Origin of the sequence: Streptomyces sp. NPDC058653 (assembly GCF_042716895.1) — a bacterium.
Classification (GTDB): Bacteria; Actinomycetota; Actinomycetes; order Streptomycetales; family Streptomycetaceae; genus Streptomyces.
This window is the reverse complement of sequence record NZ_JBHXRM010000032.1, coordinates 59,900-73,774: the sequence shown is the minus strand read 5'-3', so window position 1 is coordinate 73,774 and position 13,875 is coordinate 59,900. Positions and strand designations below refer to the sequence as shown.

The 13,875-nt window shown below is 70.7% G+C and carries 12 protein-coding genes; 9 read left to right on the top strand and 3 right to left on the bottom strand.

What is annotated here, in order from left to right; all coding sequences use genetic code 11:
• Positions 1-14: 14 nt before the first annotated feature.
• Both ACFWU9_RS25050 and ACFWU9_RS25045 read right to left on the bottom strand, forming a co-directional pair.
• Complete coding sequence (locus tag ACFWU9_RS25050; RefSeq protein WP_384322051.1) at positions 15-212, bottom strand: helix-turn-helix transcriptional regulator; 198 nt, start codon at positions 210-212, stop codon at positions 15-17.
• Positions 213-466: 254 nt separating this feature from the next.
• On the bottom strand, positions 467-1,378 hold the full coding sequence (locus ACFWU9_RS25045; protein ID WP_384322049.1) for a sugar phosphate isomerase/epimerase family protein: 912 nt from the start codon (positions 1,376-1,378) through the stop codon (positions 467-469).
• 126 nt (positions 1,379-1,504) lie between these two features.
• Between ACFWU9_RS25045 and iolC the strand changes: the two genes are divergently transcribed.
• The 7 genes from iolC to ACFWU9_RS25010 all read left to right on the top strand — a co-directional run bounded on the left by iolC (position 1,505) and on the right by ACFWU9_RS25010 (position 9,731).
• Positions 1,505-2,620, top strand: a complete 1,116-nt coding sequence (iolC, locus tag ACFWU9_RS25040) for a 5-dehydro-2-deoxygluconokinase (protein WP_384322047.1) — start codon at positions 1,505-1,507, stop codon at positions 2,618-2,620.
• Positions 2,617-3,498 carry a deoxyribose-phosphate aldolase gene (locus tag ACFWU9_RS25035; RefSeq protein WP_384322045.1) on the top strand — a complete coding sequence of 294 codons (882 nt, stop codon included), beginning with the start codon at positions 2,617-2,619 and terminating at the stop codon, positions 3,496-3,498. Before iolC ends, ACFWU9_RS25035 begins: the two co-directional genes overlap by 4 nt.
• A 74-nt stretch (positions 3,499-3,572) precedes the next feature.
• On the top strand, positions 3,573-4,562 hold the full coding sequence (gene iolB / locus ACFWU9_RS25030; protein WP_384322043.1) for a 5-deoxy-glucuronate isomerase: 990 nt from the start codon (positions 3,573-3,575) through the stop codon (positions 4,560-4,562).
• Positions 4,559-6,445: a 3D-(3,5/4)-trihydroxycyclohexane-1,2-dione acylhydrolase (decyclizing) gene (iolD, locus tag ACFWU9_RS25025; protein WP_384322041.1), complete on the top strand. Its 1,887-nt coding sequence runs from the start codon at positions 4,559-4,561 to the stop codon at positions 6,443-6,445. Before iolB ends, iolD begins: the two co-directional genes overlap by 4 nt.
• A 50-nt stretch (positions 6,446-6,495) precedes the next feature.
• Entirely contained in the window at positions 6,496-7,995 is a 1,500-nt protein-coding gene (locus ACFWU9_RS25020; protein ID WP_384322039.1) for a CoA-acylating methylmalonate-semialdehyde dehydrogenase, read from the top strand.
• A gap of 125 nt (positions 7,996-8,120) precedes the next feature.
• Positions 8,121-8,753 carry a DUF4291 domain-containing protein gene (locus ACFWU9_RS25015; RefSeq protein ID WP_384322037.1) on the top strand — a complete coding sequence of 211 codons (633 nt, stop codon included), beginning with the start codon at positions 8,121-8,123 and terminating at the stop codon, positions 8,751-8,753.
• A 126-nt stretch (positions 8,754-8,879) separates the two neighbouring features.
• A complete protein-coding gene (locus tag ACFWU9_RS25010; protein WP_384322035.1) occupies positions 8,880-9,731 on the top strand; it encodes a class I SAM-dependent methyltransferase in 852 nt (283 codons plus the stop codon).
• 23 nt (positions 9,732-9,754) lie between these two features.
• On the opposite strand, the gene ACFWU9_RS25005 is transcribed toward ACFWU9_RS25010, so the two are convergent.
• Complete coding sequence (locus ACFWU9_RS25005; RefSeq protein WP_384322104.1) at positions 9,755-10,171, bottom strand: GNAT family N-acetyltransferase; 417 nt, start codon at positions 10,169-10,171, stop codon at positions 9,755-9,757.
• A 174-nt stretch (positions 10,172-10,345) separates the two neighbouring features.
• Here ACFWU9_RS25005 and ACFWU9_RS25000 point away from each other — a divergent pair, with 174 nt between their 5' ends.
• Positions 10,346-12,994, top strand: coding sequence for an alpha/beta fold hydrolase (locus ACFWU9_RS25000; protein WP_384322033.1), 2,649 nt, complete (start codon positions 10,346-10,348; stop codon positions 12,992-12,994).
• Positions 12,991-13,869 (top strand): ABC transporter permease, encoded by an 879-nt coding sequence (locus ACFWU9_RS24995; protein ID WP_384322031.1) that lies wholly within the window; start codon positions 12,991-12,993, stop codon positions 13,867-13,869. Before ACFWU9_RS25000 ends, ACFWU9_RS24995 begins: the two co-directional genes overlap by 4 nt.
• Positions 13,870-13,875 lie beyond the last annotated feature (6 nt).

Below are 13,875 nucleotides of genomic sequence, written 5' to 3'. Positions count from 1 at the left end.
TCAGATCCCGTCGCTCATTCTCTGCGGCCTCTGTTCCCCGGGCGCTTGGCGACCCAGGCGCGGATGGTGTCCGCGTACCAGTAGGGCTTGCCGTTCTCCACATGGTCCGGGCGCGGAAGCAGACCATGCTTGCGGTACGAACGGACGGTGTCCGGCTGAACTCGGATGTGTGCGGCGATCTCCTTGTAGGACCAGAGACTTCTGTCCGTCATGCGTGGCACCTCCCTGCGTCCGCCGCAGCGGCGGCCGGGGGGCCGTCTGGAGAGCTGCGACTGAGACGCTGGTGATCACTGAGCCTTTGCCCGTTGAACGACGCAGAGTGACGAAGAGGGAGGGGCTGTCGCGCCCCTGTGACGGAAAACCCGCGTAATGGAGATATGCGTGACGTTGAGCGGATCTCTGTGACAGAAGCGACGCATCGGAAATGGGGGAAGCAATGACCCAACTGTTCGACAGGCGTGCGGAGTTACGCGCCGCACGAGCGGAGGAAGCGACGCGTCCGCTCGGCGATCGGGAAGGGCTTGTCGGGCGGGCAGGGATACATGTCCTGCTCCACGATGGCGAAGAGGTCGACATCGAGATTCTGGGCCGCCGTCAGCACCGGTCCCAGCGCGGGCACTCCCGTCGGCGGCTCGCACATCACGCCGCGTCCCACGGCCGGGCCGAACGGAACCTCGTCCGCGATCACGGCGGCGAGGATCTCCGGATCCACCTGCTTGAGATGCAGATAGCCGATCCGCTCCCCGTAGGTCTCGATCAGCTTGACGCTGTCGCCACCGCAGTACGCGTAGTGCCCGGTGTCCAGACACAGTGAGACCAGGTCGGGATCGGTGGCGTCGAGGAAACGGCTGACGTTCTCCTCGCTGTCGACATGCGTGTCGGCGTGCGGGTGGACCACGATGTTCAGCCCGAAGCGCTCGCGCACCTCACGGCCGAGCCGTTCGGTCTGAGTCGTCAGGTCGCGCCACTGCGCGGGGGTGAGCGTCCGGTCCTCCAGCACCTGCCCCGTCTTGTCGTCACGCCAGAAGGACGGGATGACGACCAGATGGTCCGCGCCCATCTCCCTGGTGAGCGCCGCGATGTCGGCGACATGCGCCCAGGTCGTGTCCCAGACGGCGGGGCCGTGGTGCAGTCCGGTGAACACGGTGCCCGCCGACACCTTCAGACCGCGCGCGGCCGTCTCCTCGGCGAGACGGGCCGGATCGGTCGGGAGGTAGCCGTAGGGCCCGAGTTCGATCCACTCGTAGCCGGCCTCGGCCACTTCGTCGAGGAATCGTTGCCAGGGAACCTGCTGGGGATCGTCGGGAAACCACACGCCCCAGGAGTCGGGTGCCGACCCGACCCTGATGCGGTCCAGCGGGGGTACGGAGGAGGTCATGGCGGTCAGCCTTCCGGCCGTCCGAGAAGAGTGTCAAGCCTTCGTCCGAATGTAAGGACAAAACGTTGACAGAGGTCGGGAGGGAGCATTAGACCTGTCACCGGCCGTCGAAACGAGGGGACGCGCATGCCTGAGCCGTACGACGTGATCACCATGGGGCGGATCGGCGTGGACCTCTATCCGCTGCGTACCGGAGTCCCGTTGGCGCAGGTCGACACCTTCGGGAAGTTCCTCGGCGGTTCGGCGACGAACGTGGCGGTGGCCGCCGCCCGGCTCGGCCGCCGGAGCGCGGTCATCACCCGCACCGGACGGGACGCGTTCGGGGACTATCTCCACCACGCCCTGCGGGAGTTCGAGGTGGACGACCGGTGGGTGACACCGGTCGACCGGTGGCCCACGCCGGTCACGTTCTGCGAGATCTTCCCCCCGGACGACTTCCCTCTCTACTTCTACCGGCAGCCCAAGGCGCCCGATCTGGAGATCCACCCGGACGAGTTGGACCTGGACGCCATCCGGGCGGCACGGATCTTCTGGATGACGGGCACGGGGCTGTGCGAGGAGCCCAGCCGGGCCGCCACGCTGACGGCCCTGCGTACACGCAGCGAGGCGCGGGCACGCGCCCCCGAGGAGCGGCCGACCGGACGTCGGCCCGGAAGCGCCATCACCGTCTTCGATCTCGACTGGCGCCCGATGTTCTGGAAGGTGCCGGCCGACGGCTCCGGCCCCGACGAGGCCTCCGAGCCCACCGCCCGGGGCGGCGTCCCCGACGATCCGCACGCCCTCATGGCTGCCGCCCGGCCCCTGTACGCACAAGCCCTGCGCCACGCCACCGTCGCCGTCGGAAATCTCGACGAGTGCGAAGTCGCCGTCGGGGAGCGGGAGCCGTACGCGGCAGCCCGCGCGCTCCTCGCCGCCGGACCCGAACTGGCCGTCGTCAAACAGGGCCCCAGGGGCGTCCTCGCCGTCCACCGCGACGGAACGACCGCCGAGGTGCCGCCCGTGCCCGTCGAGGTCGTCAACGGCCTCGGCGCCGGGGACGCCTTCGGCGGCGCCCTCTGCCACGGACTGCTGGCCGGCTGGGAGCTGGAGCGCGTCATGCGGTACGCCAACGCCGCCGGCGCCATCGTCGCCGCCCGGCTCGCCTGCTCCTCCGCCATGCCGTACGCCCGGGAAGTCGTCCAGGTCCTCGGCGGCGGCCCCGTCCCCACGCCGGGAACGCTGCCACCGGAGGCCGCCCTGTGACCCGCGTCGACGCGTCCGAGCTCGTACGGATCCGTGCGCACCACCCCGAGGCGGTCGCCGAGGCCGCCGCACGCCGCAGCCGCCGCCCCCTGCTGCGCCCCGGCGGACGGCTGATGATCGTCGCGGCCGACCACCCGGCGCGCGGCGCCCTGGCCGTCGGCAACCGCAGGCTTGCCATGGCCAACCGTGTCGACCTGCTGGAGCGCCTCTGTCTCGCGCTGTCACGCCCTGGCGTGGACGGCGTCCTCGCCACCTCCGACATACTCGACGACCTGCTGCTCCTCGGCGCCCTGGAGGACCGCGTCGTCGTCGGTTCCATGAACCGCGGCGGCCTCGCGGGCGCCGCGTTCGAACTCGACGACCGCTTCACCGGCCACCGCGCCGAGGACATCGCCCGCCTCGGCTTCGACGCGGCCAAGCTGCTGCTCCGTATCGACTACGAGGACGCGCGCACGGCGGACACCCTCCTGTCGGCCGCCCGCGCCGTGGACGACATGGCGGAGCGCCGGCTGCCGGTCTTCGTCGAGCCGTTCATCTGCCGGCGCAGGGACGGACGGCTCGGCAACGACCTGACGGCCGAGGCGGTGACCCGCTCCATCGCCATCGCCTCCGGTCTCGGGGGCACCTCCGCGTACACCTGGCTCAAGCTGCCCGTCACGGAGAATCCCGACGACATGGCACGGGTGATGGAGACGTCCACCCTGCCCGCCGTCCTGCTCGGTGGCGAGATCGGCGACGACCAGGAGGCCGCGTACGAGAAGTGGCGCAAGGCCCTGCGCCTGCCCACGGTCCAGGGCCTGGTTGTGGGGCGCTCGCTCCTCTACCCGGTGGACGGCGATGTCGCGGCGGCCGTCGACACCGCGGTGGGCCTGTTGTAGGGGGCAGCCGGACCGCGGCGGCCGTAGGGGTAACGGGGGGAGTAGGCAGACGTGCGGAGGGATACGGAACGACCATGACGACGGACACCGACACCGACACGGGCTCCGACGGCGAGTTCCTGGAACGGCATGTACGCGCGGGCGGCGCGGCCAACGGGCCGTACGCGCTCGACATCGAGCCGCAGCGGGCCGGCTGGACGCACAGCGCCCTGCGCGTCCTTGAGCTCCCCCCGGGCGGCACGCACACGCTGGCCAGCGGGGACAGTGAGTGGATCGTGCTTCCGCTCAACGGCGGTTGTACGGTGCACACGCATGGCGAGATCTTTGAACTGCTGGGCAGAGAAAGCGTGTTCAGCTCCGTCACGGACTTCGCGTACGTTCCGCGTGACGCCCACGCCCAGATCGCCTCCGGTGCGGGAGGCCGCTTCGCCCTGGCAGGAGCGAAGTGCGAGCGACGACTCCCCGCTCGCTACGGCTCCGCACCGGAGGTTCCGGTCGAACTGCGGGGCAGCGGCAACTGCTCCCGCCAGGTCAACAACTTCGCCGCGGCCGACACCTTCGACTGCGACCGGCTGATCGCCGTCGAAGTGCTCACACCCGGTGGCAACTGGTCGTCGTACCCCCCGCACAAGCACGACGAGAACCACCCCGGCGTCGAGTCCGAGCTGGAGGAGATCTACTACTTCGAGATCGAGGACGGCGGCCTCGGCTACCACCGCGTCTCGCCCTCCAGGCCCGGCGGCACCGACGTCCTCGCGGAGGTCCGCACCGGCGACACCGTCCTCATCCCCGACGGCTGGCACGGCCCGTCCATCGCCGCCCCCGGCCGCGCCATGTACTACCTCAACGTCATGGCGGGACCGGGCGAGACCAGACAGTGGCTGATCCGCGACCATCCCGAGCACGGCTGGATCCGCGACACCTGGCCCGGCCTGCCGGTCGATCCCCGACTGCCGATGTACGGAGCCCCGCGAGCGGCCCGTCCGCAAGGGCCGTCCCAGGGACGACCGGACCAACCTCCTTATGAGGACTTCGAGGACAAGGACGAGGAGACCCACCGATGAGTACGCGCCGCCTCACCGTGGCCCAGGCACTGATCGCCTTCCTGTCCCGCCAGTACACCGAACGCGACGGCAACCGCCGACGGCTGATCGAGGCCACCTGGGGCATCTTCGGCCACGGGAACGTGGCGGGCATCGGCCAGGCACTCGTCCAGGCGGGCCCGGACATGCCGTACTTCCAGGGCCGCAGCGAACAGGCCATGGTCCACGCGGCAGTCGGTTACGCCCGCCAGAGCAACCGCCTCTCCACCCACGCCGTGACCACCTCCATCGGCCCCGGCGCCACCAACCTCGTCACGGGCGCCGCCCTCGCCACCATCAACCGGCTGCCCGTGCTGCTGCTCCCCGGCGACATCTTCGCGACGCACCCGGCCGACCCCGTCCTCCAGCAGCTCGAAGTGCCCCACGCGGGCGACGTGTCCGTCAACGACGCGCTGCGTCCCGTGTCGAAGTACTTCGACCGTGTCTCACGGCCGGAGGCGCTCGTCCCGGCCGCCCTCGCCGCCATGAGGGTCCTCACCGACCCCGCCGAGACGGGCGCGGTGACCCTCGCCCTGCCGCAGGACGTCCAGGCGGAGGCGTACGACTGGCCGGAGGAGTTCTTCGCCGAGCGCGTCTGGCGGGTACGCAGGCAGGGCCCCGACCCCTACGAACTCGCCGACGCCGTTGAGACCGTCCGCGCCGCCCGCCGTCCGCTCCTCGTCGCCGGAGGCGGGGTCCACCACAGCGCCGCCGAGGACGCGCTGGCCACCTTCGCGACGGCGACCGGCATCCCCGTCGCCTCCACCCAGGCCGGCAAGGGTTCGCTGCGCCACGACCACCCCGCGGACGTCGGCGGTATCGGCCACACCGGCACGGCCACCGCCGACGAACTGGCCCGCACCGCCGACCTGGTGATCGGCGTCGGCACCCGCTGGTCCGACTTCTCCACCGCGTCCGCGACGCTCTTCTCGAACCCGGCGGTCCGCTTCCTCAACATCAACGTCACCGGCTTCGATGCCCACAAGCTGGCCGCCGCCCCGCTGGTCGCCGACGCCCGTACCGCCCTGGAGGCCCTCACCACGGCCCTCGCCGACCACCGGGTCGGCGCCGCCTACGCCACCGAGTACACGGAGGACAAGGAGCGCTGGGAGCACCGCGTCGACGCCGCGTACGACACCACCGAGGATCTTCTCCGGCCCACCCAGCCACAGGTACTGGGGCTGCTCGACGCGCTCGTCACCGACGAGGACATCGTGATCAACGCGGCCGGCTCGCTCCCCGGCGACCTGCACAAGCTGTGGCGGACCCGGTCCCGCGACCAGTACCACGTCGAATACGGCTACTCGTGCATGGGTTACGAGATCCCGGCCGCGATCGGCGTGATGCTCGCCGACCCGGGACGCCCCGTCTGGGCGCTGGTCGGCGACGGCACGTATCTGATGAATCCCACCGAGATCGTCACCGCCGTGCAGGAACGCCTCCCCCTGAAGCTGGTGATCCTCCAGAACCACGGCTACGCGTCGATCGGCGGACTCTCCGAGTCCGTCGGAGCGGAACGGTTCGGTACGGCGTACCGCTACCGGGAGGCCGACACGGTCGGCTCGCCGACCTACACGGGTGATCCGCTCCCCGTCGACCTCGCCGCCAACGCCTCCTCCCTCGGGATGCGCGTCATCCGCGCCAAAACCATCCGTGACCTGCGCGAAGCCCTCGATCTCGCGCGCGCGTCCGACGTCCCCACATGTGTCTACGTGGAGACCGAAAGGGCAGACACTGTGTCGGGCGCGCCTCCCGCGCAGGCGTGGTGGGATGTCCCCGTGGCCGAGACGGCGACCCGCGCGCCCGCGGTCACAGCACGCGAGGAGTACGACCGCAAGGCCGCGGCCCGCCGCCGCCACCTCTGACACGGCGTACCGCCGTATCGCCGGACTCGATGGACCCGAAGGAGCAGTCAATGAAGACCGTCAACCACTGGATCGGTGGCAAGACCGTCGAGGGCGCGTCGGGCAACTGGGGCCAGGTCACCGACCCGGCGACCGGCGCGGTCACCACGCGGGTCGCCCTCGCCTCGACGGAGGAGGTGGACGCGGCCGTCACGGTGGCGAAGGCCGCGTACGGCACCTGGGGCACGTCCTCCCTCTCCACGCGCACCGGCATCCTCTTCAACTACCGCGCGCTGCTCGACGCGCACCGTGACGAGATCGCCGCGCTGATCACCGCCGAGCACGGCAAGGTCCACTCCGACGCCCTCGGCGAGGTCGCGCGCGGGCTGGAGATCGTCGAGCTGGCCTGCGGGATCACCACGCAGCTCAAGGGCGAGCTGTCGACCCAGGTCGCCCACCGGGTCGACGTCTCCTCGATCAGGCAGTCGCTGGGCGTCGTCGCCGGCATCACACCGTTCAACTTCCCCGCGATGGTGCCGATGTGGATGTTCCCGCTGGCCATCGCCTGCGGCAACACCTTCGTACTGAAGCCGAGCGAGAAGGACCCGTCGGCGGCGAATCTGCTCGCCGAACTCGCCGCGGAGGCGGGGCTGCCGGACGGGGTGCTCAACGTCGTCCACGGAGACAAGACGGCGGTCGACGCCCTCCTCGCGCACCCGGACATCGCGGCGGTCTCCTTCGTCGGCTCGACGCCGATCGCCCGCTACATCCACGCCACCGCCTCGGCCAACGGCAAGCGCGTCCAGGCCCTCGGCGGCGCCAAGAACCACATGCTGGTCCTCCCGGACGCCGACCTGGACGCGGCGGCGGACGCGGCCGTCTCGGCGGCGTACGGCTCCGCCGGCGAGCGGTGCATGGCGATCTCGGCGGTCGTCGCGGTCGGCGCCATCGGCGACGAACTCGTCCAGAAGATCCGCGAACGCGCCGAGAAGATCAAGATCGGCCCCGGCACCGACCCGGCCTCCGAGATGGGCCCGCTGATCACCGCCGCCCACCGCGACAAGGTCGCGTCGTACGTGACGGGCGCCGCCGCACAGGGCGCCGAAGTCGTCCTGGACGGCACCGGCCTGCGCGTCGACGGCTACGAGAACGGCCACTGGATCGGCCTGTCGCTCCTCGACCATGTCCCGACCGACTCCGACGCCTACCGCGACGAGATCTTCGGCCCGGTGCTGTGCGTGCTGCGCGCCGAGACGTACGAGGACGGCGTCGCCCTCATGAACGCCTCGCCCTTCGGCAACGGCACGGCGATCTTCACCCGCGACGGCGGCGCGGCCCGCCGCTTCCAACTGGAGATCGAGGCGGGCATGGTCGGTGTGAACGTGCCGATCCCGGTGCCGGTGGGCTACCACTCCTTCGGGGGCTGGAAGGACTCGCTCTTCGGCGACCACCACATCTACGGCAACGACGGCGTGCACTTCTACACGCGCGGCAAGGTCGTCACGACCCGCTGGCCCGACCCGGCGGACGCTCCGTCGGGCGTGGACCTCGGCTTCCCCCGCAACCACTGACCGAGGACGCCCATCCAGGACCGCGACGGCCCGCCCGGTTCCCCTGTTCCGCGCGGGCCGTCGCAGCGCTCCGCCGCCTTCTTAACAGGTGGCCGTCAGGACGCCGTCCGCACCACGCTGTCCCCATGTCAACAGCGACCACTCCACAGCCGGCGCGAACCCCTGAGCCCAAGTACCGGATCCGCGCGCACCACACCGCGTCGACGATCACCGTCCACCAGGCGTACCGCCCGGCGATCGGCCTCCCGGCGGCGCGCGACGGACGCTTTCCCGGCGCCTGGAAGCGCGACAGGATGACATGGATCAAACCGTCCTTCCTCTGGATGATGTATCGCTGCGGTTGGGGCCTGAAGGAGGGCCAGGAGACCGTCCTCGCCGTCGAGATCACCCGTGAGGGCTTCGAGTGGGCGTTGCGGCACGCCTGCCTGTCCCACTACGACTCGGACGTGCACGCCGACCGGGCCTCGTGGCAGCGCGAGTTGAAGCGGAGTCCCGCGCGGGTGCAGTGGGATCCCGAGCGGGATGTGCGGCTTCAGGCGTTGCCGTACCGGTCGTTGCAGCTCGGGCTCTCCGGGGAGGCCGTGCGGCGGTACGCCGATGAGTGGATTGTCTCCGTCAGGGACGTGACGCCCTTGGCGCGGCGCGTCCATGGGCTGGTGCGCGAGGGCGAAGTCGCCGCCGCGCAAGGGCTGCTGCCCGTCGAGACGCCGTATCCGGCCGAGGCCGACGGCGAGTTGCTGCGGCACCTCTGTCCATGAGCCGCCGCCACCACCGGGGAAGCCGCCTGCTCGGCGGCCTGCTCCGCGAGCGGCTCTGTGAAACCGGCGCGCCCAGCGCGTCGAGTTCTCGCCATGCTATGTGTCCAACCCGGGAGGAGCGGCAGTATGGAAGGCATGACGGACATGGTGAATTCAGCCCAGGCCGAGGCGTGGAACGGCTATGAGGGCAGGCACTGGGCAGAGCACCAAGATCGGTACGACAATCTGAACGACACCGCCAATGTTCCGCTGCTCGAAGCGGCCGGCATAAAGGAGGGGGACCGGCTCCTGGACGTCGGATGCGGAAATGGACGCGTCACCCGGCTCGCCGCCCGGCGGGGGGCTCGCGCCGTCGGGATCGATCTGTCGGCGCCCATGCTGGCGCGGGCCAGGGAGTCCGCGGCGGCGGAGGAGATCGACGGCGTCACGTTCGTGCAGGGCGACGCGCAGGTGTACGACTTCGAGGAGGAGTCCTTCGACATCGCCGTCAGCCGCTTCGGCGTGATGTTCTTCGCCGATCCCGCCGCCGCTTTCCGTAACATCGGAAGAGCGTTACGGCCCGGTGGGCGGCTCGCGTTCGTCTGCCCCCAGTCCTTCAGCCTCATGGACCAGGCGGTGATCTTCGCCGCGATCGGCACCCAGGTCACACTGCCCGCCTTCAACGAGGACAGCAGACACCAGCCCGCCTCCTTCGCCGACCCCGCGCACACCGAACGCGTCCTCAGCGAGGCGGGCTTCAAGGGAATCGGTCTGCGTGCCATGGCGCTGACCCAGCACTGGGGCAAGGACGCCTCCGACGCCTCCGCCTTCCTGATGGGCTGGGGACCCCTGCAACACTGGCTGGCCCTCGCCGAGGCCGACGAGCGGACGCGTACGCGCGCGCACGACGCCGCCACGGAAGCCTTCCACGCCTTCGAGACCCGGCAGGGTGTACGGCTGACCAGCCGCCTCTGGCTCGTCACCGCCGAGCGCCCCTGAGCGGGCCTCTCGCTCGCCCGGAGCTAGGCGTGCGGGAACTCCCAGGTCAGCATCGCGAAGCGACCCTCGTCACGAGCACCGGCCGCCCGGTAGGTCGCCAGCGCCGGTTCGTTGTCCGTGTCCACGCCCACCCACATGTCGTAGCAGCCGCGCCCGCGCGCGATGTCCGCCAGTGCCTCGGTCAGTGCCCGCCCGATGCCCCGGCGGCGGTACGGCTCGTCGACCGACAGCTCGTAGAGGCACATCTCGACGCCCTTGTCCGGATGCAGCATCTCGACACCGGAGACGAATCCGACCGCGACGCCCTCGACATAGGCCATCAGCAGCACATGTCCCGGAGCGGCGAGAAAGCGCTCGGCCCACTCGGCCCGGGGCGCTCGGTCGTACAGCTGCGGGGCGGCGACGAGTTCGGCGACCGTCGTCGCCCGGCGGATCTCCATGTCGGTCATCCGGGCCGTCTCCCTCGGGCGTCAGCGGGCGCGTCACCTACGGAACCTCGGGGTTCGCGTACCGCGCCAGGTGTACGGCGACGCTACCGCGTACTCCTCGCGGAGGCCCCTGAGTTCCGACCGGTGTAAGCGCCGGTGGCTCGCGGTGCCGTTTAGGGTTCAAGCATGGAGATCCCAACCCCCCGGCGGCCACGGCTGCGCAGACGATGGCTCGCGGGAGTGGCCGTGGCCGCCGTGCTCGTCGGCGCCGGCACCTGGACCGCCGTCGCCTCGGACAGCGCGCCCACCGTGCACCGGGTCGACCAGACCATGCGGATGCCCGGCGCGCGGATCGACACCTCGTACTTCACCGCGGGTGACGGCGGCGGCGACAACCGCAGGCCGGCCGTCCTGCTCGGCCACGGGTTCGGCGGCAGCAAGGACGACGTACGCGAGCAGGCGGAGAAGCTCGCGCGCGACGGATTCGCCGTACTGACCTGGTCCGCACGGGGATTCGGGAAGTCCACCGGAGAGATCGGACTCAACGACCCCGCCCACGAGGTCAAAGACGTCTCCCGGATGATCGACTGGCTCGCCGGGCGGCCCGAGGTCCAGCTCGACGCCGACGGCGACCCACGCGTCGGGATGAGCGGCGCCTCCTACGGAGGAGCGATCTCACTGCTCGGCGCCGGGTACGACCCCCGCGTCGACGCCATCGCGCCCGTGATCACCTACTGGAATCTCGCCGACTCGCTCTTCCCGAACGGCGTCTTCAAGAAGCTCTGGTCCGGGATCTTCTTCTCCACCGGCGGTGGCTGCGACACCTTCGAGAAGCAGCTCTGCGAGATGTACGACCGGGTCGCCGTCTCCGGGAAACCCGACGCGGCGGCCCGCGAACTACTCACGGAACGCAGCCCTTCCGCGATCGGCGACCGGATCAAGGTGCCCTCGCTGATCATCCAGGGGCAGACCGACTCCCTCTTCCCGCTCGCGCAGTCCGATGCCATGGCGAAGACGATCAAGGCCAACGGCGCCCCTGTCTCCGTCGACTGGATGGCCGGCGGCCACGACAGCGGGACCGCGGAGACCGGCCGTATCGAGAGCCGTATCTCCTCCTGGTTCGACCGCTACCTCAAGAAGGACACCGCCACCGACACCGGGCCCGCGTTCCGTGTCAGCCGGACCGGCGGCGTCGACTCGACCGACGGCGAGGTCCTGCTGCGGGGCGCGACCAGCGACAGCTATCCGGGACTGCGGAGCGGTACGACGAACATCCCGCTCTCCGGCAACCCACAGTCGTTCGACAACCCCGCGGGCGCGAGCCCGCCCGCCATCTCCACCGTGCCCGGCCTCGGCAGCGGACTGTCGCAGCTGACCACGTTCGGCCTGGGAATCGCCCTCGACTTCCCCGGGCAGTTCGCCCGCTTCGACTCCGCGCCGCTCGACCGCTCGCTCCAGATCACCGGCTCACCCACCGTCCGGGTCACCGTCAAGGCCGACACCGACGACGCGGTGCTCTTCGGCAAGGTGTACGACGTCTCCGCCGACGGCCGTCAGCAGGTACTGCCCTCACAACTCGTCACCCCGGTCCGGGTCGAAGGGGTCAAGGAAGGCAGCGGCAGGACCGTCGACGTGACGATGCCGGCCATCGACCACAAACTGGAGGCCGGGCACCGGCTGCGGGTCGTCTTCGCCGCGACCGACCTCGCCTACGCCTCACCCGCCGCCCCCGCCACCTACACCGTCACGGTGGACGGCGACCTGTCCGTCCCCACCGCCCCCGCCCTCGCGACCGCCGCGCCCACCCTCGCCTGGTGGGTCTGGGGACTGCCGCTGGCGGGCGCCCTGATCGCCGCCCTGCTGCTGCTCACCGCGCGCCGCCGCGTCAGCGCACCGGCGCCCGATCCGGCACTGGCCCACGTACCCCTCCAGATCACGGATCTCTCGAAGCGCTACGCCAAGTCCGTCGACCGCTATGCCGTACGGGACCTCTCCTTCCGCGTCGAGAAGGGCCAGGTGCTCGGGCTCCTCGGTCCGAACGGCGCGGGCAAGACCACGACCCTGCGCATGCTGATGGGCCTCATCACCCCCGACGAGGGCGACATCCGGGTCTTCGGGCACTCCATCAGGCCCGGAGCCCCCGTCCTGTCCCGCGTCGGTTCCTTCGTCGAGGGCGCCGGCTTCCTCCCGCATCTGTCCGGACGGGACAACCTGGAGCTGTACTGGCGGGCGACCGGCCGCCCCGCCGAGGACTCGCACATCGAAGAGGCCCTGAAGATCGCCGGACTCGGTGACGCGCTCGCCCGCGCCGTACGCACCTACTCGCAGGGCATGCGGCAGCGCCTCGCGATCGCGCAGGCCATGCTCGGCCTGCCGGACCTGCTCATCCTGGACGAGCCGACCAACGGCCTCGACCCGCCGCAGATCCGCGAGATGCGCGACGTGATGATCCGCTACGCGGCCGACGGCCGGACCGTCATCGTCTCCAGCCATCTCCTCTCCGAGGTCGAACAGACCTGTACGCATCTGGTGGTCATGGACCGGGGCCGGCTCGTCCAGGCGGGTCCCGTCGCCGAGATCACCGGCTCGGGCGACACCGTGCTGGTGACCACGGACGGGCAGGTGCCCGACCCGGTCGTCGACAAGATCGCCGCCATGTCCGGTATCGCGTCGGCCGTCCGTACGGACGAGGGACTGCTCGTACAGCTCGACGGGGCCGGCACCAACGCCCTGGTCACCGAACTCGTGCGGCTGGATGTGACGCTGACCGGAGTCGGGCCGCACCGCCGCCTGGAGGACGCCTTCCTCACCCTCATCTCAGGAGCCTCCGCATGAGCACGCTGACCGAATCGGCTCCGGGCTACCGAGCGGGCCGCACCCTCCCGTTCGGTGTCGAACTCCTGCGACAGCTCAAGCGCCGACGCACCATCGCGATGGGCGGGGTGCTCGCGGCCCTGCCCTTCGTACTGATCGTGGCTTTCGCCATCGGCGGGACACCGGGCTCCGACGCGGACGGCGGCGGGAGAGGGGGCGGCAACCGGCTGAACCTCATGGACACCGCGACCTCGTCCGGGGCCGACTTCGCCGCCGTCTGCCTCTTCGTCTCGGCGGGCTTCCTGCTGGTCGTGCCCGTGGCGCTGTTCTGCGGGGACACCGTGGCCTCCGAGGCGAGCTGGTCCTCGCTCCGCTATCTGCTCGCCGCTCCGGTGCCGCGTGCCCGTCTGCTGTGGAGCAAGCTGGCGGTGGCGCTCTCCATGAGTCTGGCGGCGATGGTGCTGCTGCCGGTCGTCGGTCTCGCGGCGGGCACCGTCGCCTACGGCTGGGGGCCGCTGGAGATGCCCACCGGCGCTTCGCTGGGGGCGGTGGACGCCGTGCCGAGGCTGATGCTCGTGATCGCGTTCATCTTCGTCTCCCAACTGGTCACGGCGGGGCTCGCCTTCTGGCTCTCCACGAAGACCGACGCTCCGCTCGGCGCGGTCGGTGGCGCCGTCGGACTGACGATCATCGGCAATGTGCTGGACCAGGTGACGGCGCTCGGGAGCTGGCGGGACTTCCTGCCGGCGCACTGGCAGTTCGCCTGGGCCGACGCGCTCCAGCCCCAGGTGGAGTGGAGCGGCATGCTCAAGGGCTCGGCGATCTCGGTGACGTACGCCCTCGTGCTCTTCGCGCTCGCCTTCAGGAACTTCTCCCGCAAGGACATCGTGAGCTGAGCCCCC